Source organism: Bradyrhizobium sp. 2S1 (genome assembly GCF_011516625.5).
GTDB classification, from domain to species: Bacteria; Pseudomonadota; Alphaproteobacteria; order Rhizobiales; family Xanthobacteraceae; genus Bradyrhizobium; species Bradyrhizobium septentrionale.
This window is the reverse complement of sequence record NZ_CP147717.1, coordinates 10,313,897-10,337,309: the sequence shown is the minus strand read 5'-3', so window position 1 is coordinate 10,337,309 and position 23,413 is coordinate 10,313,897. Positions and strand designations below refer to the sequence as shown.

Here is a 23,413-nt window from a genome sequence, read left to right as displayed (position 1 = left end):
CACTACGTGATGGAAGAAGGACAGAAGCTGCGGGTGACGGTTGTGCACCCGAGCGGACGACGAACATTTGATCCGGTAGCTAAGGAGCATCTTATCGCCGCCTGCCTTGAGCTGGGCGCTTCGGTTGCCAAGCTGGCGCTCGAACATGGGGTCAATGCGAACCTTGTGTGGAAGTGGATACGCCAGCACCGGTTCGCAAAGAAGGAAACGGTGGCGATCGCGCCGCCTTCGACGCCGGCGTTTATTCCGGTTCAGATCGAAGGCTCCCCGGATCGGGCTATGTCGAGGCAGGACAGTGCTGCTGTGCAGGACCTGCGACCCAATGATCCTGGGGTGCAGCTCTCGGAACTTGAGCGGACAAGCCCTCTTTCCTCTCCGGCCAAGGTGAACGCATCACTGCCGAATGGACTGCAGCTGACGCTGGAATGCGGTGATGTACGAGCGGTGACGGCGATAGTCGGAGCGTTGTGCGATGTTCAGACTGGCCGCGGACGTTCAGGTCTACCTGCACCGCGAGCCGATCGACTTCCGGGCCGGCATCAACAGCCTCGCGGTGCTGGTTCAGGAGACGATGGCACTCGATCCATTTGCCTCTGCTGTGTTTGCTTTCTGCAACCGTCGTCGCGACCGGATGAAGCTCCTGTTCTTCGATCGGTCAGGGTTTGTGATGGTGTTGAAGCGGTTGACCGAGGATAAGTTCCGTTGGCCTCGGCGCCAGGAAACGGTGGTACGACTTACGAGCGAACAATTGCATTGGATCCTCGACGGGATCGACATCGATGCGATGGTCCGCCATCCGGTGCGACAATATCGGGTTGCTGGCTGACAGATTGCCGGTCTACGGCTTGCAAATATCCCGGGCGGCTGAACTATCTTGACGCCACGGCATGCTTCCGATTCAAGAATCCGATGAATCGAACGGGCGAACCGAGCGTCACAGAGCTGATGGCGCAAATAACCGCGCTGCAAGTGGAGAACCGCCAGCTCACCGAGTGCGTCTCCAGACTTGAGGAGGAACTGGCGCTGGCGCGACTGCATCGCTATGCGGCGCGCAGTGAAAAGCACATTGATCGCGTCTTTAACGAGGCCGAAGAGGCTGGGGTTGGCGATAAAATCTTTGACGAAATCGATGCTGCCGTCGATCTGCCCGATACCGGATTGTCGCCTACTGGAAAGTCGGTGGGGAAGAAGCGAGGGCGCAAGCCGTTACCTTCGAGCCTGCCACGGGAACGCGTCGAATATGACATCCCCGACGATCAGAAGGTCTGTCCATGCTGCACCGGCCGGATGCATCGGATGGGGGAGAGCCTTACCGAGCAGACCCATATCGAGGCGAAGGCCAAGGTCGTGCAGAACGTACGGTTCAAATACGCATGCCGAAACTGCGAACGCACCGGGATCAACACGCCGATTGTCATCGCGCCGATGCCGGTGCAGCCCTTGCCGGGCAGCATCGCCACGCCTTCGACGTTGGCCTTCGTACTCGCTCACAAATACGTCGACGGCACACCGCTCTACCGTCTGGCACAAGCCGTCGAGCGCGCCGGCGCCACGATCACCCGCGGCGCTCTGGGGCATTGGGTGATCGGTGCGAGTGAGCGACATCTGCTCCGCATCTACGATGTACTGAAACTGCGGCTCGGGTGCCAGGCCCTCATCCACGGCGACGAAACAACGGTTCAGGTATTGAAGGAAAAGGACAAGGAAGCCTCCAGCACCTCGTACATGTGAGCCTATCGCAGCGGCGAGGACAGTGAGCAGCCGATTGTGCTGTTCGATTATCAGCCTGTTCGTGGGCAGGAACACCCGCAGACCTTCCTTGGCGACTACCGCGGCATCTTGATGAGTGATGGTTACTCGGCCTGGCGCACGTTGAAAGGCGCCACGCATATCGGATGCGTGGCCCACGCCAGGCGGCGCTTTGTCGACGCCCTCAAGGCGAGGAAGAAACCCGGCGGGCCGCCGGCGCAAGCCCTCAAGTTCTTCGACCAACTCTACCGGATTGAAAGACAGGTGCGCGACGAAAAACCGGATGACGGCGAAACGCGGGCCAATTACAGGCGCCGCTTCCGCCAGCAACACAGCATTCCTGTCCTGAACGCTCTCAAGGCATGGCTCGAAGCAATCGCCCCAAAGGTCGTGCCCGACACCAAGCTCGGCGAGGCTGTCTCCTATACGCTCAATCAGTGGGAATATCTGACGTGCTACACCGAGGACGGCGAGATGCCGATCGATAACAACCTTCTTGAGCGCGACATCAGAATCTTCGCCTGTGGCAGGAACAATTGGCTCTTCAGCGATACCGTTGATGGAGCCAGGGCCAGTGCCGTTGTCTATAGCCTGGTGCTGACCTGTCGCGCCTGTAGCGTTGAGCCCTTCGCATGGTTGCGACATGTCCTCACCGAATTGCCCCAGCGCCGCGACGACGACGATATTGAAGATCTACTCCCTCTCAACTTCCCCAAAAGCCGCAGCGCCGAAAACCCGGCCTGATATAACATAATCTCTCGTCCAGCAGCGAATCCACTGGCTCTCGTAGGGGCCGACTGATTCTATGCGAGATTCAATGTGACGAGAAAGTCGCGCTTACGGATATCAAGCGGATGCGCGCCGATCTTGCGGCGAAGAGCGAATGGTTGAGGAAGGTGCGGGCGGGAGCGCGATAAGGTGGAGTGGCAGCGTGCGCTGGAATCCCCGACCGCGTTCCTGGCGGAGCAGGCCAGGGCGGCAGATCTCGTTGTTTTCAAACGCAGGAAAATTCAGTCCGATTACTTTCACTACCTCGATTCGGATGAGTGAACCTCCTCCGAATTGATGGACACCTGTAGTAGGCTCGAAGAGCCAGGAGAGGTGTTGGATGGAAGGACGTCAGCGTAGGTCGTTTACGGACGACTATAAGGGGCAAGCGGTCGATCTGGTCGCTTCGAGTGGCCGCTCGATCGGATCGGTGGCCAAGGAACTTGGCCTGCGCGATTCAGTTTTGCGGCGCTGGGTGGAACTACGTGGAACTGGGCGAGAGCCGACGGCTGCGGCGCGGCGCCCCACAACGCAAGCGACGCTGCCGTCGGCGGACCACGCGGCGGAGATCGCTCGTCTGCAGCGAGAGAACGAGCGGCTGCGCATGGAGCGCGACATTTTAAAAAAGTCGATCGCGATCTTTGCTGGGGGGCCGAAATGAGATTCCGCTTCATCGAAGATCGCCGCGCCGACTATCCTGTGACGATCCTGTGCGACGTGCTCGGTGTCTCGCCGGCCGGCTATTATGCTTGGTGCTCCCGGCCGGAGAGCCAGCGATCGGTCGCCAACCGTGAGCTTGTCGACGACATCAAGCGCGTCCATCGCGAGACAAACGGACGCTACGGCAGCCCGCGTATCCATGTCGAATTGAAGGCCCAGGGCCGCGGGGCGAGCCGTGGCCGCATCGAGCGGCTGATGCGCCATCACGGTATCAGGGCCATCATGGCACGGCCTCGCCGGGTGCGGACGACCGATAGCCGTCACGACCTCCCGATCGCGGCGAACCTGCTCGAGCGCAACTTCACCGCCACTGCGCCGAACCGGATCTGGCTCGCCGATATCACCTACATCGAGACCGATCAGGGTTGGCTCTATCTGGCCACCGTCATGGATTTGTACAGCCGCAGGATCGTCGGCTGGGCGATGGCGGATCATTTGCGTGCCGAGCTGCCGCTGGCAGCCTTGCGGATGGCCGTCTCAGCGCAGCGGCCTGGCGCCGGTCTGATCCATCATTCCGATCGCGGCGTCCAATACGCATCGGCGGAATACCGCAAGGTCGTGCAATCTGCCGGCTTGAGGGCATCGATGAGCCGCAAGGCCGACTGCTATGACAATGCTCCAATGGAGAGCTTCTTTCACACGCTCAAAATCGAGCTCGTCTACCACACTCACTATGCAACACGCGCAGAGGCCACACGTGATATCTTTGCTTACATTGAAGGCTTCTACAATCGAACTCGTCGTCACTCCGCCATCGGCTATGTCAGTCCGATCGAGATGGAGCTAAAAGCAGCTTAACCTTGTCCATTTTTTCGGGGGAAGATCAGAGGCCATTCTGCGGATGGGTCCCACGCTGTCAGTGCCGGAAGGTGTGACCAAGTTATCGGCCGACCGCGTCGTCGTCGGTTGGAAAGATACCCGCGAGGCACGTCGGGCGGTTCGAGACGCGTTGCCCTTCCTGATCCGGGCTTCGAAGGTGACGATCGCCGAAATCTGCGCGTCGGATGAGCAAGATGTAGCCGCGCGCGCGATGTCGCGGGCTACCTTGAACGGCACTGCGTCAATTGCCAGTTCGAGGTTCGCGTCCACACCGCGGAGCCAGACGCAGAGTACCTCATCAGGCTGGCGAGGACCGAAGGCGCCGATCTTATCGTTACGGGTGGCTATGCGCACAGTCAACTGGGTGAATGGATGTTCGGTGGCATGACGCGCGGCTTGCTGCATATTTCAGTGATGGTGAGCAGCGATTTCGCGCGATCATGAGCGGCGAATTCAGACGATCGTGAGCAGCCCGCTCCGGCCGAGGCGGTGATAGAGTCAGCGTTCTGGCTGCTCGTCAAGGGTGATGGTTCTGGCGTTGCGTTTTCGCATGCTTTCGCCGGCAAGCTGGAGGCGGTGAGCGTTATGGACGAGGCGATCGAGGACAGCGTCGGCGTAGGTTGGGTCTCCGATAACTTCGTGCCATGTGTCCACAGGGAGTTGGCTGGTTACGATGGTGGAGGCGCGGCCATGGCGGTCCTCAAGGACTTCCAGTAGATCGCGCCGTTCGGCAGCGGTGAGCACTGACAATCCCCAATCGTCCAAAATCAGAAGCTGGGCGCGGCCAAGGGTTTTGAGCAAGCGGGCATAACGTCCATCCCCCCGCGCGAGTGCCAACGCTTCGAACAATCTTGGGACGCGATGATAGAGAACCGAGCGATTGTCGCGGCAGGCCTTGTGGCCGAGGGCACAGGCTAACCAACTTTTGCCCAATCCGGTCGCTCCGGTTATGAGCAAATTCTCGTGGCGATCGATCCAGTCGCCGCTGACCAGCTTGGCGAAGACGGCCCGGTCGATACCCCGCGGCGTGCGCAAATCGACGTCCTCCAAGCAAGCATTCTGGCGGAGCGCGGCCAGCTTGAGGCGCGTAGTGAGCCGCCTGGTGTCGCGTTCCGCGGCTTCCCGGTCGACCAGCAGGCCGATGCGATCTTCGAACGGCAAGGCTTCGAGATCAGGTGATCGTCGCTGCTCCTCGAAGGCCTTGGCCATGCCGCTCAAGCCGAGCTCGATCAGGCGTTCGTGGGTGGGATGGGTGAGCATACAGGTCTCCTTGGCTTCAGTGGAAATAATCCCGGCCGCGGATGTTGCCGTGGCGCAGGGGTTGGGGTTCGGAGGGCTCGTCGAGAAAGGTGCGATCCAGGCCGTTCTGGAGGATGGAGCGGATCGAGGCGACGGATCGCGCCTTGATCAGAATGCCGCGCCGGCAGGCCGCGTCGACGCGCTCGGCGCTGTAGCTTTTGGCCAGCGACAGAATGCCGAGGCAGGTGCGAAAGCCTTGCTCGGGATGCGGCCGGGCCGCGATCACGGCCTGGAAGAAGGCGGCGGTCGACGGACCGATCCGCTCGCCGGCGGCGATCACTCCGGCGGGCGTCCATTGGCCGTAGCGCCGATGGGCGCTGGGCATGTGGTCGGCGGTGGTGGTGTGGCCCCGCCGGTTGGGCGCGCGGGCGTGGCTGGCGATCCTGCGGCCGTTGTGGAAGATCTCGACCGTCCTGTCGTCGATGCGGGCATCGACAAGCTCACGGATGAGCCGATATGGCGTGGAATACCAGTGTCCATCGATCTCGATATGATAGTCGGGGCCGACCCGGCATCGCTTCCAGCGCGCGAAAGCGTAAGCCTGATCCGGCAGCTTTGTGAGCTTGGGCTTGTCGAGTTCGGAGAACAGTTCGGCGCGGCTGGCGCCAAAGTCGCGCATCTGCCGGGCATTGAGTTCGACGACGAGTATTTTGATGGCTGCGTTCAGCTCCGCCAACGAAAAGAAGCGTTGGTTGCGCAGCCGCGCCAAAATCCATCTCTGGGCGACTTGCACCGCAACTTCGACCTTTGCCTTATCTTTTGGGCGCCGCGGCCGGGCTGCGAGAATGGCCGTGCCGTAATGGCTCGCCATCTCGGCATAGGTTCGGTTGAGGCCAGGATCGTGGCGGTCGGGATTGGTGACGGCGGCCTTGAGATTGTCGCAGACCACGAATGTCGGCGCGCCGCCGAGGAAGGCGAAAAGGTTGATGTGGACCCGGATCCAGTCGGCGAGCCCCTCGCTTGGGCAGGCCTCGGCGTAGGTATAGTTGGAGGCGCCCATCGCTGCGACGAACAGCTTCATCGACTGCACTTCCCCACTTGAGGGGGCGATGACGTCGATGGTGTCGCCGGCGAAATCCACGAAAACCTTCTCGCCGCCCAGATGGGTCTGCCGCATCGAAGGCCGGGCTCGCCCCTTCCAGGCCTCGTAGGTCGTGCAGAACCATGGTAAGCGCGCATTTTACTGCACAGGCTGCGCGCGCGGCTGGCCGCGGCGTCGCGTGGCGCCGGGGCCCAGCGGGATCATCGGAACGGCTTGATTGATCCTGAGCGTTTGACGGTCAGCCGCTGTCGTTGTCAGCTGGCAGGTTTTTTTGAGCGGTGCAATTGAACGGCAACAGATCTTCGATATCGGCGTCTGGCGCGCGTTGGGGCAATTCGGTGAGCGCGTGACGTAGCCATGCATAGGGATCGACGCCGCATGCCCGGCATGTCAGCACCAAACTGTAGATCACGGCGCTTGCCTTGGCGCCGGCAACGGTGTCGCTGAACAGCCAACTTTTTCGTCCGGTGCAAAACGGCCTGATGTCGCGCTCCAGAACATTGTTATCGATCGGGGCGAGACCGTCACTGGTGTAACGGGTCAGATAATCCCATTGGTTGCGTGCATAGGCGATCGCCTTGCCGGTCAAGCTTTCGGGTAGCACCTTCGGCGCCTGGTCGTCGAGCCAGGTCCGGAAGGCGGCCAATACCGGCAGGCTATGCTGCTGGCGCAGCCGCAAGGTGTATGCGGCGCGCGTTTCGCCGTCGGGCGGCGTCTGGCGCGCCACCCTCTCGACCTCGTACAACGCCTCGAAGAACTTGAGCGCCTGCAATGGCGGACCGCCAGGCTTTGTCCTGGCCTTGAGCGCATCGGTAAATTTCCTGCGCGCATGCGCCATACAGCCGAGATGGGTCGCGCCTGTCAGCGTGCGCCAGGCGTCATAGCCGTCGCTCATCAACAAGCCGCGATAGCCGGCCAGGAAGGCCTGAGGATGTTGCTGGCCGCGACCGGGCTGGTAATCGAACAGCACGACCGGCTGCGCGCAGTCCTGGCCGCTGCGATAGGCCCACATGAAGGATTTGGCCTGCGCATCACGGCCGTCCTCTTTAAGAACCTGGACCCAGGTTTCGTCGCCGTGGACCAGGGGCTGCGACATGAGCTTTTGCTGTAGCGCGTCATAGACCCGATGCAGATGCAACTCGCTCGCCCGGATCACCCAGTTGCCCAGCGTCCCGCGGCTGATGCTGACGTCGGCGCGCCCCAGCGCGTCCGCCACACGGTACAGCGGCGTGCCGTCGACGTATTTGTTGGCGAGCACCAGCGCCAGCGTCGATGGCGTGGCGACGCTACCCGGCAGCGGCTGCGCCGGCATCGGCGCGGTCACAATCGGGGTGTTCAGCGCGGTGCGCTCGCAGTGACGGCAGGCATATTTGAACCGCACATGTTGCAGCACCGACGCCTTGACCTCGACGTGCAACTGCTCGGTGACGGTCTCGCCCATCCGATGCATCCGATTATGGCAGCACGGACAGTCCTTTTGATCCTCACCCAGATCGTGTTCGACGCGTTGGCGCGGCAGATCGTCAGGCAGCGGCTTGCGGCCGCGTGCCTTCGGCGCCGGCTTTGGAGCCTCCGGCAATCCCGTGTCCGGCACGGCGACCGCCTCGACATCGTCGTCGTCCCGGCTTTCAGCGGCGGCCTGCTCGGCTTCGTTGAAGATGCGCTCCTTGAGCTTTTCGCTCTTCGGCGCATACCGGTGCAGGCGCTCCAGGCGCAACTGCTCCTCTAGATGCAGCACGCGTTGTGCGAGTTTCTCGTTTTCGGCCTTCAGCGCCGCGATCTCGGCCGCGTGCGCCGCGATCAAGGCTTCCAGTTCGTGCGTCGTGGGCTTGCGACTCATCGGAGTCTTGAATCGAAGTCATGCCGCCGCGTCAACCGGGCTCCCATGTCTTCGTCATGTCTTCGGCCGCGTCATCTGAGAACGGCCATGCCGAAGCCCGATGACGCCGCCCGCATCGAACACGCTCAGCCCACGCTCTGATATTGCCGCACCGGATGACGACGCACCGCCGCGATGTTGATGCCGTCAAGCAGCCAGTGCAGCTCCTCCGTCGTCAGCGTCAGCACCGCCTCCTGACTTCGGGGCCAGTGGAATCTGTCGGCCTCCAGCCGCTTCAGCAGCATCCAAAATCCTGACCGATCATAAATCAGCAGCTTGATCCGGTCGCGGCGACGATTGCAGAACGCGAACACCGCGCGCTGGAACGGATCCAGCCCCATCGACTGCTCGACCACGATCGCCAGGCTGTTGATGCCCGCCCGGAAGTCAATCGGTTCGCGGTGAAGGTAGACCCGAAGATCAGACGCCAGTCGGAACATCGCAACGCCCCAGCGCTTCAATCACCGCCGACAGCAACTGCGCGTCGCCGCCTTCCAGCGAAAGCGTCACGCCGTTGGGCATCGATGCCGTCAGCCGCCCTGCACAGGATCGCTCCGTCGCGCAAACCGCAATCGCGCCAGCAGATCGAGTTGGCGACGGCGACGGCGCGCGAACCGGAATAAAGGCTGGCGCAATCGGCGCCCGCGCCTCCGGCTGGCCATCCCCGTTCTGAAGTTGTCGCTTGGCCACCCACTTGCGCAGCAGGTTCGCGTTCACGCCGTGTTGCAGCGCAAGCCCCGCCAGCGACACGCCAGACTGCAGACAGGCCTCGACCAGCCGCTGTTTGCTGGCCGGATCATAGCGACGCCGGCCATTGCGCAACACGCCGACCGTCTCAAGTCTCAAAGGTTCTTCTGGAGTGATCATCGATCGTGTCCACCTCGCTCATGGTGGACACCTCATCCCATCCCCGCGCTCAACTGCATAGGTGCGTAGAAAGGAGCGCTTACGAACCATGTGTAGCCGAATCCATCGGGATGGCTGGCGCGATACTCGTCCCACAGCAGCCGGCGGGTCACGTTGCGCCGGCGCAGCTCCTTGTCGACATAGCCCCAGTCGGGAACGGGCCGCTGTGGGCTCTGTGACGCAGGCCTCGGCGCAGGGAAAAGCAGCAGCTCCAGGTCTTCGTCGGTCATTCCGACCGGCAACGGCCAGTTCAGTCCGGCAGCCCCGGCTCGGCGCAGATAGCTGTGCACGGCTCCGTTGCTGATGCCCAGGGTGCGCGCGATGGCTCGCTCCGGCAAGCCTTGAACATGTTTTAAGCGGAGAACCTCTTTGATCCGGCGCATCGACAATCTCTGGGTGGGCATCGGCCTTCCTCGTTCACTGACGAGGCAGTTCCTAAGCCGGTTGAGTTGTCGGCCGAAGCGGGCTGAGCCGCTGAAAAGCTGCTCACGATCCCGCGAAATCCGTGCTCACGATCGTCTGAAATCTCTGCTCACGATCCCCTGAAATCCGTGCTCACGATCCCGCGAAACATGCAGCTTGCTGCAGCAACTCCAATCTGCCTGCTGATGTCGCACTAATCGCTTAAGTCGGGAGCCGCGGCAGCGGCGCTCTCGCCACCCTCCGACACTGATTGATCACCACAGTCAGCGCAATTCCCCGTTGAGTAGTTGTAGCGTATCGGCCTGACGGGCCTTCAGGCAGGCGCGCGCGCAACCCAATGATCACCATCCTTGACATAGGATCGCTTGACCGCCGACCACGCGGTCCGGTACGCGATTTCTTCCTGCCTGCGGTCGCCCGCATGCGCGGCAAATCCGTGATTGAGGGCCTCGCGATAGATTTCCTGGGCGTGGGGTGGCAGATGATTTTGGATCGGGAGCGGAAGGTATCATTCGAGCGATAAGGAATGTTGATCTCCGTCAATCCACCTGCGCCCACTCCTCGTCCTCGGGCGAGCGCTCAGACACGAGCCCATATACGGAACCGAACCGCCGCAGGTGATCATGGACCTTGACTACGCCCTTGACTTTCTCTGCGGCAACGATGGCGGCCGTCCGACAAGGTTCTTCGAAATTGTGCCGCTGAGATGAACGATTCCATCCTTGACGATCACGTTCAGTCCGGACGGGCACCAGTCCTTGTTCTCGATCTCCTCGACGACTTGTGCGCGAATACGTTCATCGTCAGTGGTAGGGGCGGCCACCCGGCCGGCCAGGCTTGCCGCCGCCTGCATCAGGTCTGACCGGGTCACAATTCCAGCGAGCTTCCCGTCTTGCACGACCGGAACGCGCTTGATGTTGTTTCTCTCCATGATCTCGACGACCTCGGCCAAGGTGACCTGTTCGTCCACCGTGATCGGAGCGGCGGTCATGATCTCGGCCACCTTGCAACCGCGCTCGTGAACGTAGTTTTCGGCGGCTTCGCCTGCGCCAAGGATCAATTCGAGCCAGCGGGCGCGCTTGCGTTGCGTGCCGATTTCACTTCTCCGCAGAAAATCGCTCTCGGACAGGATGCCAACCAGCGCGTGCCGCCCGTCGACAACCGGCAACCCGCTGATGTGATGCCGGACCATGAGGCTTGCGGCTTCCCTCATATCGGCTTCGGGAGCGATCGAAATGACGTTCCGGGCCATGATCTGATGAACTCGCACAGAAACCTCCCGTAGCTGATCTCTGAACTGATAAGCGTTGCAGGGCGACTGGTGCTTGATCCGCGTCAATCCGCCAGGCCGGTCGGCAGGTGATGCTTGCCGCGCCAGGTCGGCAACCGTGGAGCTGATTGCCGCTCGCCGCCGGCCCGGAAGCATCGAGCCGGCACAGTCTCAAGGTTGACGTGCATCAAGGCGGGCGCGCTGTGCCCATCCTAGACTAGAATCGCTAAATGGAGATAGCGCATGTTCGCAAAGGATGTGATGCGCGCCTCGTTCGCGACAATCGAGCCGGGCGCGGCGTTGCTTGATGCTGTTCGGCTGCTGCTGGAAACGGGTCAACGAGGCTTGCCCGTGCTCGACGGCTCCGGATCTCTAGTCGGCGTGATTTCGGAAGGCGATTTTCTCCATCGCAGGGAACTCGGCGTGCATTGCCCCGAAGGGTTCTGGCTCGAATGGCTTCTCAGCAAGGAGGAGGGAAGGCTCGTACGCGAGCGGACCCGGGCTCTCCGTGTTGATGCTGTCATGAGCCGCAAGCCCGTTTTCGTCGACGAGCATGCAACGGTAGACGAGATCGTCGCGGAAATGGACAATCATCAGATCTCGCAGGTGCTGGTACTTCGCGACACGCGGGTCGTTGGCATTGTGGGCCGTGCGCAGTTGCTCCTGGCGCTCGAGCAAAGCCTCAGCAGATCGACGACGGATTGAGCTGCGCCCCACCGGGTGGCAACGCGCGGTTGATCCGGATCAACTCCAGCGCATGCTGGCGGATGTTAGTCTAGATGCGGTTCACAGGCAAAGGAGGCTACCATGATGACCCGGAACGTCGGACGCGTTCAGTATGCCCGAATCATCATCGGTTTGGCTCTGACCGCTTATACCGTGAAGGATGGCTCGCTCGGGATAGGCTGGCTGGTTGCCGGGACCCTCGGCTTCATCCTGATCGCGACCGCATTCTTATCGTATTGTCCGCTCTACACGTTGCTGGGAGTGAACACCCGGCAGAATCCCAGCTCGGTCTAGAGATCTGGCAACGTTGATGAGCATAGATTTTACTCTTGCCGAGCTGCGATCACGGCTCGATCGCCTCGACCCCGGCGCTGTTTTGAGAATCTCCGAGCACGATTATGAGCGGCTGTTTGGAATCAACGAGGTCGCTGCCGCCAAGGTCGCGCAGTTTGCCGGGACGAATCGTTGCGTGAGCATCCCGGGCGCAGATGCGGTGTACTTCCGCAGATGGAGCACTGACGAGTACGAAACGAACGAATCGACCGAGTTGGCGTAGCGCGACGCTGCAGTATTCCGCTGAATCGAAGTTCGCGCACCCTCAGTCGAGGGTGATGATGGTCAGAAGCAACCGGAATATCTCCCAGCCCGCGGCGGTCAGCAATGCTCCAACGATCAACAGCCGGCCGTACCATGAGACGGTCGGGCCGCCTCGACGATGCCGACGCCGCGCGGAGTCTTCGAACGTCGGCATCGAAGCGCCCGCCGTAGCGACGCGATCACTGCTGTCAACCGCCTCTTCAAACCTCTGCCGGTTCTGCTGCCGTGGTCGATCCATTTGCCGTCCAGCCCTGCACCAAATGACATGAAGGATCGCAAATGCGGATCAACTGTGGTCCGGCGTGCCACCAAGACTACCGCACGCCGGCACGCCAGATTGTCGTCATCCATTCAGGGCGGCATCGCCGGCAGGATGTTGTCGTCCCCATGCGGCGCGATTTGGCTCGCGCCGAGCGACCGCAGGAAGCGCAAAATGCTTTCCGGCCTCAGCGGCGGCGAGGTAGCCGAGCGTTATCAGAATAATAGCGCCCAGAAGCACAGGCGGCAGGCCCGCGAACCCGAATAAGGATCGGACGGGCCCCAGCGCCAGGAAGGCGGCGGCGGCAAGGGCGCCCAGCGAGCCCAGGACCAGCACGCGATGCGGCCGGTTGGCCCACCATGGCGGTCGCCGTGAGCGGATCAGGAAGATGACCAGGATCTGGGTGGCGATGGATTCCAGGAACCAGCCGGTCTGGAAGGCCGCCGCGTCAGCGTGGAAGACCTTCAGAAGAATGATGAACGTCGCGGCGTCGAACAGCGATGAAATCGAACCCATGACAACCGTGAATCGCAAGATATCGGCCATACTCCACGATTGCGGTCTCTCGGCATCCTCCTCGTCGATCTCGTCGAAGGGAATGCCGATCTCGGAGAGATCGTAGAGCAGGTTGTTCAGCAGGATCTGCAGCGGCAAGAGCGGCAGGAACGGGAGGACGATGGACGCCAGCGCCATCGAGAGCATGTTGCCGAAATTCGAACTGGTCCCCATGCGGACATATTTCAGGATGTTCGCGAAGGTTCGCCGTCCCTCGATCACGCCGGCGCCCAGCACCGAGAGATCCGGAGCCAGCAGGATTATGTCCGCCGCGGCGCGTGCCACTTCGGTCGCGCCGGCCACGGAAATCCCGACATGGGCCGTGTGAATTGCCGGAGCGTCGTTGATGCCGTCGCCCATAAACCCGACAACGTGACCACTCTGGCGCAAGGCCCGGATGATCCGCCTCTTCTGCTCCGGATCGACCCTGGCGAACAGGTCGACATCCTCGATCTGCGCGGCGAGCGCCCGATCGCTCAAATCGGCGATCTCGTTGCCGGTCAGGATGCGGCGTGAGGGTAATCCGACGGCATCCGCGACGTGAGCGACCACCGCCGCGTGGTCACCGGAGAGCACCTTGATGCGGACGCCGCGTGCCATGAGTTCCCGGACCGCTTCAGCTGCGTCGCGCTTGGGTGGGTCGGCGAAGGCGCAGAAGCCGACCAGCGTAAGGACACCCTCGTCCTCCGTCGTAACGTCCGCTTGATCCGGAGCCATAGTCCGAATGGCGACGCCTAGGAGCCCGTCCAGATATGTTTTCGTGACGGGCATTTGTTGTAGAGTAGCAGGCTCAGGCTGCGTTTGCGAGGTTGAACAGCTTGAGGAGGTTATGGACGGTGCAGATCATTGTCCACTCGGCGCGCACTTTCTCGATGCCCCGCAACAGGAACTGGCGGAAGCCTCTTGCCTGTTTGATCTGCCCGAACACCGGCTCCACCACTTGCTTTCGCAATCGGTAGGGTGTTTCGAAGCCGCCATCGTCGATCTTCTTTCGCATGGCCTGTGTCAGCGGGCCGCCGACTTTTCCGTTCGCTACTGTCGGGTGCTTGGCGCGACCGGGCGCGACATAGCCATCGATGCTGCGTGTGTCGAGCGCTTCGAGATTGGCTTCGCTGCAGTAGCCGGAATCCGCTGAGGCCTGCCGCGGCTTGCGGCCAAGATTGCTCTCGATGGCCTCGATCAGGGGCACCAACTGGCCCTGATCGCTGCCGTGCTGGGTCAGTTCTTGCGCGACAATGATCTGGGCATGTGCATCGACGGCCGCCTGGGCATTATAGGCCTGAACGAAGCCATCCTTCGACTTCATGATGCGGCTTTCCGGATCGGTGAAGTTGCGTTGCGCCTTGGGATTGGGTTCCTCCGATGGCAGCGCCGCCGGTTTGCCCGGCTTCTTGCGGCCTTCGGCCTGGCGCTGCTGTTCCTTTTCGGCCTCGATGCGGCGCTCTTCCTCCGCCGCCAGTTTGGCGTCCGCTTCCAGCGCCGCCATCGCTTGCTGGATCTTCGCCAGCCGTTTCTGCTTGTCGACGGTCCAGTCCGGCAGTTCGTCGCTGTTGCCGAAAGTCTCATCCTCCGAGGCATCCGCCGCCTCGGCGGCCGCCAGCATGCGAGCGACCTCGGCCTTCAATTCCGCCTCGCGCTTCTTCATGCGCTCATAACTCATCGCCTTGTGTTTCGACGCGTTCGCCTTGATCTTCGTACCATCCAGCGCGACATGACCGAGCTTGACCAGCCCGGCCGTCTCGCACAACTTCAGAACCTGCACGAATAGCGCGCCGAGCGCCTTCAAATGTCGCTTGCGAAAGTCGCTGATCGTCCGAAAATCCGGCGCATCCAGCGCCACGATCATCACAAAATCGTTCCGCTCCCGGCAGGCCTTGGCAATCCGACGCGACGAATACAGCCCACTCGCATAGCTATGCAGCAGCAGCGCCACCATCATCCGCGGATCAAACGGCGGCTGCCCAAGCCCGCTCACATAGCTGCCCATGATCTCCCTGAGATCGAGGCTCTCCCGCACCAGATCAACCATAAACCGCGAGACATGGCCTTTCGGCACGAAGTCCTGCACATTCGGCGGCAGAAGCAGCGTCTGATCGATGTTCCAAGGCCGAAAATACTTGCTCATCGCCCAATGTTGAATCAGACCCGACCAGATTTGAACAGCGACTATCCAGACAAGCTCCTAGTAGCCGAAAGCCCTGCCGGGCATGGTCATCTTGCTCGGCGCGATGGCTGTCATCCAGCGGTCGCGCCAAGCCGTCGACCTCGACCGCGACCGCACGAGCCATGACGGCTTCCGGTGCGCCCTTGACGATCAGAAATCGGTCATTGCCGCGTGCCGCGAGGACCGAGAGGCAGCGGCGCTCGAAGTCGAAGGGGATTTCAGCGAGCCGGGTCCAGGCGCTGCTTCCCGACGGGATATCCACGGCGAGCAGGGCCTCATCCAGCGGGCTGCGGATGCCGGTCTGGAACGCGCTGTTCAATCGTGCCAGTTCGAGCACCCGCTCGCTACAGCGCCCCGCGGGATCGATATCCGCCGCAAGCGCTATTTTCGCTTCCGTCAGCGTGCCGGTCTTGTCGACGCACAACGTGTCCATCGCGCCAAGATCGTGGATCGCGGAGAGCCTTTTGACGATCACCTGTCTCTTGGCCATCCGCTGCGCTCCGCGCGCCAGCGTCACTGTCATCACCATCGGCAACAGCTCAGGTGTCAGGCCGACGGCCAGCGCGACGGCGAACAGGAACGATTCCATGGCCGCCCGATGCGCCACGAGATGGGCGAGCAGCACGAACAGCGTGAGGAAATCGTCAGTCTCAGAATGAGCATACCGAGCTTCTGCACGCCCTGCTCGAGCGCACTTGGCGGATCGTTCGCCAAAAGCGCGGCGCTGATCATGCCGAAGCGTGTACGGCGCCCGGTCTCGACGACAAGCATGGTTCCGCTGCCGCCGACGACGCTGGTGCCGGCGAACAGGGCATTGCTAGCTTCCGCGGGCAGACTGGTGATACAGGGATCGGTCGTCTTGGCGGCCAGAAACGGTTCGCCTGTCATAAGGGCTTCGTTCAGTTGGAGATCGCGGGCCTCAAGCGCGACCCCGTCGGCCGGCACGAGGTCGCCCGTCCGGAGCTGCACGACGTCTCCGGGGACGAGCTCACTCACCCGCAGCGCAACGCTCGCGCCATCGCGAATGGCATCAGCCTGGATCGCAACCGATCGTCGCAAGGCATCGACAGCGACTTCCGCGCGATGCTCCTGCACAATATCCAGCGTCAGCGACAGGCCCACCACGAGGACGATGATCGCAACGCTTCCCAGGTCGCCGCTGAATCCTGACACTGCTGCCGCCACGATCAGGATGGCAATCAGCGGATTGATCAGACGGTGCACGACCTTCTGCAGCATCGATCGCGTCTGGGAAGGCTCGGCGAGGTTCGGACCGATTTGCGCCAGCCGTCTTTCGGCCTCCTGTTGGCGCAGGCCGCGCCGTGGTGCATCGAGAGTACGCAACAGCGAACTGGTTGGCTCCCGCCAGAACGCCTCAACGGCTGGCCCATACGTTGACAGCTTGAGCGGCATGAGAGTCTCGCGATGCTGGAAAGGATTTGCGGTAAGTCATAGCGCGGCCGCATGGGCTCGAGGTTGATGTGGCTCAAGCCGTCCGGACCGCGTATGCCTTATTCCGACGTAGCTAATCCCTTGGTCAGGCTCGCAAACCCGCTTCAAGGGGCGGCCACGCCAGGATCGGACAGCGCCCGTCACTTGTTAACCTGCGTACGCACAGCTAGGATGACGGACCCTGTACGTGAATGGGAGCAGAAGACCGTCCCATGGAGCAGTTTGTTCACAACAAGAACCTGGCCTTGTTCAGGAAGAAGCGCGCTGATCCGCGGCTTACGGACGGGGAGCGCAAGATCGTGCACAAACTGCTGGCGGACGAGGAGGCGAGGCAGATTGCGCCGCATAACGCGAAAGAGGATCGCAAGGCCGATTGACCTGGACCAAGGTCGGCTCCTTCGTCATCCGTTTCCCTGAACTTGCCGGTTGCCAATAGCTGGCAGCTTCAACTGTTTGATCGCAGGCACGCGGGTCCCGCGAAGCTCCCGATGGCAACCTATTACTTCGACCTGAAGGATGGTGTCCCGGTCTGTGATCGGATCGGACTTGAGTTCGCAAGCCGATACAGCTGTGATCACACACAGCAAGCAAACGGCGAGCAAGATCCGACATGAGAATCCGACCGCATCCGTCGATCATTATGTCGCGGTCATCGATGAGCCGGGTAGGGAGATCCATCGGGAGCCGATTTCTTCAGGCAAGGCCTGAGCCAAGTGCTCGCTGTACCGACGTAGTGTAGACGGCAGTGCCAGTCAGGCAGCACGAGTGCTATAATGGCTGATCGTCTTCCGTCGAGGGCTCCTCCTGCAGCGAGACAAAGTCACCGCCGCCATAGTCCTCCTCTGGCGGCGGGACTTTCGAGAGCTGATCCTCGCCCGCTTCACGCCGGCAACCGGATGCCGCCGCGCAAGCCTACGACCCCGTCATGCACGCTGACATTCAGCGCGTTGGGCCGCCAAGGCGCACGCGCCAGTGCGGCAATAACCGACGCGCGGATCTGGTCGTCGTTGGCGGAAGCGGAAGGCCGATCGAGGCGGAGGTTCGCGATGGCGGTGATGAAGTCAGTGCGCGTGACCATCCCGACCAGCCTTTTATCGCGCATCACAGGAAATCGTGTGACGCCGTGCGATTCCATGAGTTGGACGACCTGTTCAAGCGGTGTGTCCTCCTCGACCGTGATCGGACTGGGCGACATGATCTGACTACCTTGCGGCCGTGTTGGCGGGCGAAGTCGAGTGCGACCTGGTTCGCGCCTGCAAGCATCGCAAGCCAGCGGCCGCGGCGCCTTTCCGTCCCGACTTCCACGCGTCGGATGAAATCTCCTTCTGACAGGATTCCGACTAGCACTCCATCCCGATCGGTGACCGGAAGGCCACTGACGCCATGGGACAGCATCGTCTTGATAGCGTCGATCACCGATGCGTCGCCGTCGATTGTGATTACGTTCCGTGACATGATCTCCCGTACGTGCACGGCGAAATTCCTCCCAATGGCGCTGACACGTTCAGCTAACTCCCGGAAACAATGAGGTGCGTTGATCCTTATCAACCAAGCGGTCGTCTAATCACGCTGATATGCCGCCGGCGCGGCGGGCGCCGGGCCGGAATGACGCCGACAGCTGGTAACCGCCTATGGTTCCTGACAGCCTGACCGCTCGCCTGAACGACAAGAACTCCCGTCAAGATCCGGGGAGAGGCGACGGCTTGGCCTTGGGGCGCGATCTCCGGCTCGATGTATGCCGAGGGATTGCTCTCTGGTGCATCTTCCTCGATCACATCCCCAACAATGTCTTCAGCTGGTTGACCCTGCGGCACTATGGCTTCAGCGATGCGGCTGAAGTCTTCATGTTCGTGTCCGGCGTGACCTGCGCGCTGAGCTACGGCGCTGTCCGCCGTCGCGAGGGGTGGTGGGCAGTCTTCGCGCATACGCTGCTGCGAGGCTGGGAGATCTATGCGGCCTTTCTCATCCTGACTATTACGCTTGTCGTGGTCGTGCACGCCTCGGGCAGCGATCGATTCGCGGACGAAGCCAACGTGAAGATTCTGTTGCAACAGCCGGGTGCCGCACTGACCCATGCTGCCATCCTGATGTATCGCCCGATGAACACGGATGTTCTGCCGACCTTTGTGCTCTTCCATCTATCGTTTGCTCCCGCCCCCTGGGGAATACTGAAGTTTCCCAATGCGTCCCTGCTGACCTCCGCGTCTATCTATGCGCTGGTGCAATTGTACGGCTGGAACTTGCCGGAGTGGCCTGTCATCAGTGGTATTTCAATCCGCTTGCTTGGCAATTCCTGGTCGTCCTTGGGGCGTGGTGGGCGATCCGGGGCTATCGGATGTTTTGGCCAAAAATCGTGTCGTGGCCCGTCGTTTTACTCGCGACAGCGTATCTCGGCTTTGGCCTCATGATCACATTGAGCTGGGAGGTCGAGCCATTGGCAGCCGCGATTCCAGGCTATATTACGCGGTTAATTTATCCGATCGACAAGCCGGATCTGGGCCTTTTGCGGCTCCTGCATTTCCTGGCCATTGCCATCGTCGTGGCGAAGTTCGTGCCACCGAATTGGCGGGGATTTACTATGGTCGGCCTGATTCATTGCGGCGAGCGTTCGCTCGAAACCTACTGCGCAGCCGTCGTGCTTTCCCTGCTGGCAAGTTGGTATCTCGTTGAAGTATCCGACAGCATCGCGGCGCAGTTCGTGGTGAGCGCCACAGGGGTCGCGGCGCTCGTCCTGTTTGCGACATGCATGGCCTGGATCGGCAAACGAAGCCGGCAACATCCGAAACTGCTGTAAGAGATGCTTCTCGTCTCTGTCCCGCGATCGCTTGTAGGAGACAATCAATCTTGCCGCTTACGCCACCATGAGCCGATTCGGCTTCACGCAGTTTCGCAACTCGACCCGGCGCGCGGTCGGAAGAGAAATTACGCCGTTCCGCTCGAGCTGGGTAAAGGTGCGCGAGACCGTTTCGATCGTGAGGCCAAGATAGTCGGCGATGTCCTGTCGCGACATCGGAAGCTCGACGGCGGCATTCTTGGTGGCGCGGCGCGCCATGTCATGCAGGAAGCCGACGACACGCTCTTCGGCGCTACAGATCAGGAGCATCAGATGCTGTTGAAACCGGCGCAGCTCCTGCGCCGCCGCGTCCCACAGCTGTCCCGCCAGATCCTTTTCGTGCGCGGCGCGGGCCATGAGGGCGGCGCGTTTTACGACGACGACCCGCGTCTCGCAGACGGCCTCGGCCGAGGAGATATGGCTTTCACCGGCCTCGAAGCCGAAGATATCTCCGGGCAGATAGAACGTGCCAATCTGGCGGCGTCCGTCTTCCAGGATCTTGTAGGTGCGGACGGCACCGGAGACAACCTGGTAAAGGTATTCCGCAGCCTCCTCCTCGCCGTAAATCTCGCTGTTGCGTGCGAACCGCATCGGCGCCCCGATCATGCCAAACGGCTTTTCGACATGCGCCTGTCGGGCGAGGATGCTGGTCGGGTGACGGCTGCTATCGCGAGAAATAGCGTTTTGGGTTTGCATGGCGACGCTCCATGGATGGGAAGATCGATGGAGGCAGATTGATCGCATCTCCTGGATTGGGAAATTTGGATGTTTCCCCTAAGTAGAAGCCACTTACGTATCTGTACGTAAGTCCAGGAGATACAGAGGAGGAATAGACGGTGTTCGTACGCCCAGATGTCAGTGTCTCGGCGCGCGGGGCGAAAAGCGACGCTAGGTCCCGTTCTTGTCGGGATAGGCAGCGCGTGTGGCGGCTCGATTCTCGTCTTGTTCCTGACGCCAGCGCGTCGTGCTGCGATCGGTGAGGACGAGCACGAGCGCAAAGACCGAGAGGAGGAGACAGACGGCTGCGACGACAAGCAGTGTGCTCATTGCCATGTTGGGCTCCTCGATCTGATCAGCCGGCCGCCTTGATGTCTTCCGGCGATTCCACATAGTAGCCGGAATAGCCGTCGACGAAGCAGAGGTGATCATGGACCTCCTTGACACCCGAGGTGTTCTCGGCGAGCACGATCGCGGCCTGGCGCGCGCGGTCATCGAAGATCAGGCCGTGCAGATGCACGACACCGTTGCGCACCCAGACCTGGAAGCCGGCGGGACGCCAACCGGTGGCGTTGATTTCGCGCAGGATTCGTTCACGGATATGGGTATCATCGGCCGTCGGGTCAGGCACTTCGCGCGCCAGCGACGCGACGGCTTGCAGGATGTCTGCTCGGGTGACGATCCCAACCATGGTCTTGCCATTCACAACCGGTACCCCCTTCACGCCATGCTTGTGCATCAAATGCACGATCTCGTCGAGCGGCGTCTGCTCGCCGACGGTGATCGGATTCGTAGCCATGACATCTTCGACCTTACGGCCGCGCTCGTGCACGAAATCGGTCGCGGCACGGCTGACCCCGGTGAAAAGCTCCAGCCAGGCCGATCGTTTGTGTCCTGTTCCGATCTCGGCGCGCTGCAGGAAATCTCCCTCCGATATCATGCCCCTGAGCGTACCATCTTCGTCCATCACCGGCAGACCGCTGAGGTGACATCGCAGCATGATGTTGGCCGCGTCCAGAATCTTCGTGTGCGGGCTGACGGCGATGATATGTTTGGTCATGATCTGATGCGCGCATGTCTGACCTCCATGTTGAAAATCAAATATTAAAGCTCTTTGCGCCCTGCATATTGACGTGGCTCAACGGACTGCTTGGCCGCGCTCCAGAGACTTCAAGAACAGCATGAAGTCGCCCACTTGGTCCGCATCGAAGCTGAATTGGGGCATGGTCGGATGGCCAGTGATGATTCCTTCCGCCAATGCTTCCTGCAGCATCTCGACCGGATAGCGCTCGTGCAGCGTCCGGAACGGCGGCGCTATCCTCAGCGGGCTGGGGTTCACCCGATCGATCGCGTGGCAGCGGGCGCAATAGAACTGCGCAAGGCGACGGCCTTGCTCCTGGTCCGCGGCGGCTGGAGCCAGCGCGGCGCAGATCGCGCTGGCGATGACGAGGCCGCAACCAATAGTATGCCGGAACGTCATGGCGGGATGCCTCACGTTGATTGGCGTTTAATGAGACATCAGGACCGGGACGGTCATCGCACGAAGCATATCGCGCGTCACGCCGCCGAGCACGGTTTCCTGCAGCCGGGAGTGGCCGTATCCACCCATTACCAGAAGGTCGAGGCTCTCATCCGCCGCGATCGACAGCAGGATCGACTGAACTTCTGACTTGGACGCCGGCAACGACGTGATCTTGGCCGGAAGCCCCTCCTTTGCAAGATAACGCACCAGATGGTCGGTGGAGCTTTCTGAGGGAATCGGATCAGCACCATCGATGGTGATGACGGCGAGAGCATCGGCTGCGTGCAACAGCGGCATTGCGTCATGGAGGGCGCGGGCAGCAAGCCGGCTGCCGTCCCAGCAAATCCCGATTCGCTTCGCCGAAAATGCGCCGTGGAACGTGTAAGGCATGAACAGGACAGGACCGCCGCTCTGGAACAATAGCTCCCGCGGGATCACGTCGTCGTAGCTGTCGTATTCGCCGCGCGGCTGCACTACCACGGTCAGGTCATGGAGTCGCGCGCTCGCGCAGATGATCCCGCGAGCATCGATGGGGAGCGCGCCCACGGCGCGGGTCGCGTAGGATATCCCTGCATTCCGAGCCTCGATGTCGAAGACGCGCAGCGCCGCCTCGGCGCGCTCCAGAGCCTGTGCATGTTCGACCTCGAACAGCGAGGCGACGGCCACTCCACCCCCGACTACGATCGGGACACTGGCAGTCTCATAGTCGATTGCCATCGCGTCAAGATGCGCGCCGGTGCTGAGCGCGAGCGAGACCGATCCGTCGACTGCGGGGCGCGGCGACAGATCCGTCGGAATGTGGACCAAGATGTTCTTGAACATGGGCCGTTCTCCAAAGGGGTACGAGCAAGTGCCATCAAAACACCGGTCGAGGACGGGCCAATTTGATCTGCCTCATGCGCGTTCGTGGATTCTGATTGAGCGGGATCAATTCATCGAGCGTGCTTTTCGCGCAAATGTTGTGCCCCAGCTTGCAGGAGCCGGCATGGCGCGCGTCGCATTGGTTACGGGTGGAAGTAGGGAAATTGGGGCCGCGATTGCGCGCGCCCTCGCTGCTGCCGGATGCCGCGTTGCGGCCTGCTATGCTAGGAATGTAGGAGCCGCGTGGTCTTTTCAGGATCAGACCGGAATTCCCGTTTTCCAGTGGGATCTCGCGAACTACGAGCCTGTGCAGCCGGTGTCCGCGAGGTGGAGGCGGCGCTGGGCCCAATCGACATCCTGGTCAACAACGCCGGTATCGTGCGCGACGTCACACTGCATCGAATGACCAAGCCGCAGTGGGATGCGGTGATCCGGACCGATCTCGATTCATTGTTCAACATGTGCCGGCCCCTCATCGAGGGCATGCGGGCGCGCAAGTTCGGGCGGATCATCAACATCTCGTCGATCAATGGGCAGAAGGGCCAGATCGGCCAGACGAACTATGCCGCGGCGAAGGCCGCCGAGCTCGGCTTCACCCGCGCGTTCGCGCTCGAAAGCGCGCGGTTTGGGATCACTGTTAATGCAATCTGCCCCGGTTACATCAACACCGAGATGCTGGCTGCGGTGCCGGCCGATGTCATGCAGAACTCTATTCTGCCGCAGATTGCGGTCGGGCGGCTGGGGCAGCCGGAGGAGATCGCCCGTGCCGTCGCCGTTCTTGCTGCCGACGAAGCAGGGTTCATCACCGGGTCGACGCTGTCAATCAATGGCGGCCAGCATATGTGGTGAATG

The 23,413-nt window shown here is 61.5% G+C and carries 23 protein-coding genes and 7 pseudogenes; 10 read left to right on the top strand and 20 right to left on the bottom strand.

Going from position 1 to position 23,413, the window contains the following annotated elements:
* Positions 1-9: 9 nt before the first annotated feature.
* From tnpA (HAP54_RS52710) to HAP54_RS49155, 4 genes and pseudogenes are all read left to right on the top strand, one after another.
* Positions 10-408, top strand: a pseudogene (gene tnpA / locus HAP54_RS52710) (IS66-like element accessory protein TnpA); the annotation flags it as partial.
* 64 nt (positions 409-472) lie between these two features.
* Positions 473-826 carry an IS66 family insertion sequence element accessory protein TnpB gene (tnpB, locus tag HAP54_RS49165; protein ID WP_165128211.1) on the top strand — a complete coding sequence of 118 codons (354 nt, stop codon included), beginning with the start codon at positions 473-475 and terminating at the stop codon, positions 824-826.
* An 83-nt stretch (positions 827-909) separates the two neighbouring features.
* Positions 910-2,493, top strand: a pseudogene (tnpC, locus tag HAP54_RS49160) (IS66 family transposase).
* Between the two features lie 364 nt (positions 2,494-2,857).
* Positions 2,858-4,035, top strand: a protein-coding gene (locus tag HAP54_RS49155; RefSeq protein WP_414646174.1) for an IS3 family transposase whose coding sequence is annotated in 2 segments (ribosomal slippage) — positions 2,858-3,149 and positions 3,149-4,035 — 1,179 coding nt in all. Because the reading frame shifts where the segments join, the coding sequence is not laid out codon by codon here.
* Between the two features lie 519 nt (positions 4,036-4,554).
* Here HAP54_RS49155 and istB read toward each other — a convergent pair.
* The 8 genes and pseudogenes from istB to HAP54_RS49115 form a co-directional block, all read right to left on the bottom strand.
* A complete protein-coding gene (istB, locus tag HAP54_RS49150; protein WP_029085260.1) occupies positions 4,555-5,316 on the bottom strand; it encodes an IS21-like element helper ATPase IstB in 762 nt (253 codons plus the stop codon).
* Positions 5,317-5,332: 16 nt separating this feature from the next.
* Positions 5,333-6,520, bottom strand: a pseudogene (gene istA, locus HAP54_RS49145) (IS21 family transposase); the annotation flags it as partial.
* Between the two features lie 115 nt (positions 6,521-6,635).
* On the bottom strand, positions 6,636-8,237 hold the full coding sequence (tnpC, locus tag HAP54_RS49140; protein WP_166205729.1) for an IS66 family transposase: 1,602 nt from the start codon (positions 8,235-8,237) through the stop codon (positions 6,636-6,638).
* Positions 8,238-8,362: 125 nt separating this feature from the next.
* Positions 8,363-8,716 (bottom strand): IS66 family insertion sequence element accessory protein TnpB, encoded by a 354-nt coding sequence (tnpB, locus tag HAP54_RS49135; protein ID WP_166205730.1) that lies wholly within the window; start codon positions 8,714-8,716, stop codon positions 8,363-8,365.
* Positions 8,697-9,143 carry an IS66-like element accessory protein TnpA gene (tnpA, locus tag HAP54_RS49130; RefSeq protein WP_166205731.1) on the bottom strand — a complete coding sequence of 149 codons (447 nt, stop codon included), beginning with the start codon at positions 9,141-9,143 and terminating at the stop codon, positions 8,697-8,699. Before tnpA (HAP54_RS49130) ends, tnpB (HAP54_RS49135) begins: the two co-directional genes overlap by 20 nt.
* An 83-nt stretch (positions 9,144-9,226) precedes the next feature.
* Positions 9,227-9,586, bottom strand: a pseudogene (locus HAP54_RS49125) (sigma factor-like helix-turn-helix DNA-binding protein); the annotation flags it as partial.
* 332 nt (positions 9,587-9,918) lie between these two features.
* On the bottom strand, positions 9,919-10,065 hold the full coding sequence (locus HAP54_RS49120) for a ChaB family protein (protein WP_338075783.1): 147 nt from the start codon (positions 10,063-10,065) through the stop codon (positions 9,919-9,921).
* Between the two features lie 79 nt (positions 10,066-10,144).
* Positions 10,145-10,875, bottom strand: a pseudogene (locus HAP54_RS49115) (CBS domain-containing protein).
* Positions 10,876-11,118: 243 nt separating this feature from the next.
* Between HAP54_RS49115 and HAP54_RS49110 the strand changes: the two are divergent.
* The 3 genes from HAP54_RS49110 (at position 11,119) to HAP54_RS49100 (ending at position 12,157) form a co-directional block, all read left to right on the top strand.
* On the top strand, positions 11,119-11,580 hold the full coding sequence (locus tag HAP54_RS49110; protein ID WP_165128213.1) for a CBS domain-containing protein: 462 nt from the start codon (positions 11,119-11,121) through the stop codon (positions 11,578-11,580).
* A gap of 102 nt (positions 11,581-11,682) precedes the next feature.
* Positions 11,683-11,895: a YgaP family membrane protein gene (locus HAP54_RS49105; protein WP_210297434.1), complete on the top strand. Its 213-nt coding sequence runs from the start codon at positions 11,683-11,685 to the stop codon at positions 11,893-11,895.
* Between the two features lie 16 nt (positions 11,896-11,911).
* Entirely contained in the window at positions 11,912-12,157 is a 246-nt protein-coding gene (locus HAP54_RS49100) for a hypothetical protein (RefSeq protein ID WP_029084194.1), read from the top strand.
* Between the two features lie 42 nt (positions 12,158-12,199).
* On the opposite strand, the gene HAP54_RS49095 is transcribed toward HAP54_RS49100, so the two are convergent.
* From HAP54_RS49095 to HAP54_RS49075, 5 genes are all read right to left on the bottom strand, one after another.
* Positions 12,200-12,436, bottom strand: a complete 237-nt coding sequence (locus HAP54_RS49095; RefSeq protein WP_166298314.1) for a hypothetical protein — start codon at positions 12,434-12,436, stop codon at positions 12,200-12,202.
* Between the two features lie 105 nt (positions 12,437-12,541).
* Positions 12,542-13,729, bottom strand: coding sequence for an HAD-IC family P-type ATPase (locus HAP54_RS49090; RefSeq protein WP_224741467.1), 1,188 nt, complete (start codon positions 13,727-13,729; stop codon positions 12,542-12,544).
* A gap of 73 nt (positions 13,730-13,802) precedes the next feature.
* Positions 13,803-15,137, bottom strand: coding sequence for an IS1182 family transposase (locus HAP54_RS49085; protein WP_166202952.1), 1,335 nt, complete (start codon positions 15,135-15,137; stop codon positions 13,803-13,805).
* Complete coding sequence (locus HAP54_RS49080) at positions 15,034-15,765, bottom strand: hypothetical protein (protein WP_283843116.1); 732 nt, start codon at positions 15,763-15,765, stop codon at positions 15,034-15,036. The genes HAP54_RS49085 and HAP54_RS49080 overlap by 104 nt, the downstream gene beginning before the upstream one ends.
* A complete protein-coding gene (locus tag HAP54_RS49075) occupies positions 15,723-16,589 on the bottom strand; it encodes a cation-transporting P-type ATPase (RefSeq protein ID WP_283843117.1) in 867 nt (288 codons plus the stop codon). The genes HAP54_RS49080 and HAP54_RS49075 overlap by 43 nt, the downstream gene beginning before the upstream one ends.
* Before the next feature lie 251 nt (positions 16,590-16,840).
* Between HAP54_RS49075 and HAP54_RS49070 the strand changes: the two genes are divergently transcribed.
* A complete protein-coding gene (locus tag HAP54_RS49070) occupies positions 16,841-17,005 on the top strand; it encodes a hypothetical protein (RefSeq protein ID WP_165128215.1) in 165 nt (54 codons plus the stop codon).
* A 503-nt stretch (positions 17,006-17,508) separates the two neighbouring features.
* Here HAP54_RS49070 and HAP54_RS49065 read toward each other — a convergent pair.
* Together HAP54_RS49065 and HAP54_RS49060 are read right to left on the bottom strand one after the other, a co-directional pair.
* Positions 17,509-17,823, bottom strand: a complete 315-nt coding sequence (locus HAP54_RS49065; RefSeq protein ID WP_224496629.1) for a CBS domain-containing protein — start codon at positions 17,821-17,823, stop codon at positions 17,509-17,511.
* The gene (locus tag HAP54_RS49060) at positions 17,730-18,083 is read right to left on the bottom strand and encodes a CBS domain-containing protein (RefSeq protein ID WP_224496630.1); all 354 of its coding nucleotides are present in this window, start codon (positions 18,081-18,083) and stop codon (positions 17,730-17,732) included. Before HAP54_RS49060 ends, HAP54_RS49065 begins: the two co-directional genes overlap by 94 nt.
* A 176-nt stretch (positions 18,084-18,259) precedes the next feature.
* Between HAP54_RS49060 and HAP54_RS52705 the strand changes: the two are divergent.
* Positions 18,260-19,422 (top strand): annotated as a pseudogene (locus HAP54_RS52705) (OpgC domain-containing protein).
* A 57-nt stretch (positions 19,423-19,479) separates the two neighbouring features.
* Here HAP54_RS52705 and HAP54_RS49045 read toward each other — a convergent pair.
* From HAP54_RS49045 to HAP54_RS49025, 5 genes are all read right to left on the bottom strand, one after another.
* Positions 19,480-20,157 (bottom strand): helix-turn-helix domain-containing protein, encoded by a 678-nt coding sequence (locus HAP54_RS49045; protein ID WP_166298313.1) that lies wholly within the window; start codon positions 20,155-20,157, stop codon positions 19,480-19,482.
* Between the two features lie 192 nt (positions 20,158-20,349).
* Positions 20,350-20,508, bottom strand: a complete 159-nt coding sequence (locus HAP54_RS49040) for a hypothetical protein (protein ID WP_166298312.1) — start codon at positions 20,506-20,508, stop codon at positions 20,350-20,352.
* A 25-nt stretch (positions 20,509-20,533) separates the two neighbouring features.
* Positions 20,534-21,238, bottom strand: a complete 705-nt coding sequence (locus tag HAP54_RS49035) for a CBS domain-containing protein (RefSeq protein ID WP_166208652.1) — start codon at positions 21,236-21,238, stop codon at positions 20,534-20,536.
* Positions 21,239-21,316: 78 nt separating this feature from the next.
* Positions 21,317-21,658, bottom strand: a complete 342-nt coding sequence (locus HAP54_RS49030; protein WP_166298311.1) for a c-type cytochrome — start codon at positions 21,656-21,658, stop codon at positions 21,317-21,319.
* Positions 21,659-21,685: 27 nt separating this feature from the next.
* Positions 21,686-22,522: a universal stress protein gene (locus tag HAP54_RS49025; protein WP_166208646.1), complete on the bottom strand. Its 837-nt coding sequence runs from the start codon at positions 22,520-22,522 to the stop codon at positions 21,686-21,688.
* On the opposite strand from HAP54_RS49025, the pseudogene phbB reads away from it, so the two are divergent.
* Positions 22,497-23,410, top strand: a pseudogene (gene phbB / locus HAP54_RS49020) (acetoacetyl-CoA reductase). The gene HAP54_RS49025 and the pseudogene phbB sit on opposite strands and share 26 nt — an antisense overlap.
* Positions 23,411-23,413: the final 3 nt, after the last annotated feature.

Coding starts and splice junctions, on each gene's coding strand:
- tnpB (WP_165128211.1), top strand. CDS start 473: ATGTTCAGACTGGCCGCGGACGTTCAGGTCTACCTGCACCGCGAGCCG.
- istB (WP_029085260.1), bottom strand. CDS start 5,316: ATGCTCACCCATCCCACCCACGAACGCCTGATCGAGCTCGGCTTGAGC.
- tnpC (WP_166205729.1), bottom strand. CDS start 8,237: ATGAGTCGCAAGCCCACGACGCACGAACTGGAAGCCTTGATCGCGGCG.
- tnpB (WP_166205730.1), bottom strand. CDS start 8,716: ATGTTCCGACTGGCGTCTGATCTTCGGGTCTACCTTCACCGCGAACCG.
- tnpA (WP_166205731.1), bottom strand. CDS start 9,143: ATGATCACTCCAGAAGAACCTTTGAGACTTGAGACGGTCGGCGTGTTG.
- HAP54_RS49110 (WP_165128213.1), top strand. CDS start 11,119: ATGTTCGCAAAGGATGTGATGCGCGCCTCGTTCGCGACAATCGAGCCG.
- HAP54_RS49105 (WP_210297434.1), top strand. CDS start 11,683: ATGATGACCCGGAACGTCGGACGCGTTCAGTATGCCCGAATCATCATC.
- HAP54_RS49100 (WP_029084194.1), top strand. CDS start 11,912: ATGAGCATAGATTTTACTCTTGCCGAGCTGCGATCACGGCTCGATCGC.
- HAP54_RS49095 (WP_166298314.1), bottom strand. CDS start 12,436: ATGGATCGACCACGGCAGCAGAACCGGCAGAGGTTTGAAGAGGCGGTT.
- HAP54_RS49090 (WP_224741467.1), bottom strand. CDS start 13,729: ATGGCTCCGGATCAAGCGGACGTTACGACGGAGGACGAGGGTGTCCTT.
- HAP54_RS49085 (WP_166202952.1), bottom strand. CDS start 15,137: ATGAGCAAGTATTTTCGGCCTTGGAACATCGATCAGACGCTGCTTCTG.
- HAP54_RS49080 (WP_283843116.1), bottom strand. CDS start 15,765: ATGGAATCGTTCCTGTTCGCCGTCGCGCTGGCCGTCGGCCTGACACCT.
- HAP54_RS49075 (WP_283843117.1), bottom strand. CDS start 16,589: ATGCCGCTCAAGCTGTCAACGTATGGGCCAGCCGTTGAGGCGTTCTGG.
- HAP54_RS49070 (WP_165128215.1), top strand. CDS start 16,841: ATGGAGCAGTTTGTTCACAACAAGAACCTGGCCTTGTTCAGGAAGAAG.
- HAP54_RS49065 (WP_224496629.1), bottom strand. CDS start 17,823: ATGTCGCCCAGTCCGATCACGGTCGAGGAGGACACACCGCTTGAACAG.
- HAP54_RS49060 (WP_224496630.1), bottom strand. CDS start 18,083: ATGTCACGGAACGTAATCACAATCGACGGCGACGCATCGGTGATCGAC.
- HAP54_RS49045 (WP_166298313.1), bottom strand. CDS start 20,157: ATGCAAACCCAAAACGCTATTTCTCGCGATAGCAGCCGTCACCCGACC.
- HAP54_RS49040 (WP_166298312.1), bottom strand. CDS start 20,508: ATGAGCACACTGCTTGTCGTCGCAGCCGTCTGTCTCCTCCTCTCGGTC.
- HAP54_RS49035 (WP_166208652.1), bottom strand. CDS start 21,238: ATGACCAAACATATCATCGCCGTCAGCCCGCACACGAAGATTCTGGAC.
- HAP54_RS49030 (WP_166298311.1), bottom strand. CDS start 21,658: ATGACGTTCCGGCATACTATTGGTTGCGGCCTCGTCATCGCCAGCGCG.
- HAP54_RS49025 (WP_166208646.1), bottom strand. CDS start 22,522: ATGTTCAAGAACATCTTGGTCCACATTCCGACGGATCTGTCGCCGCGC.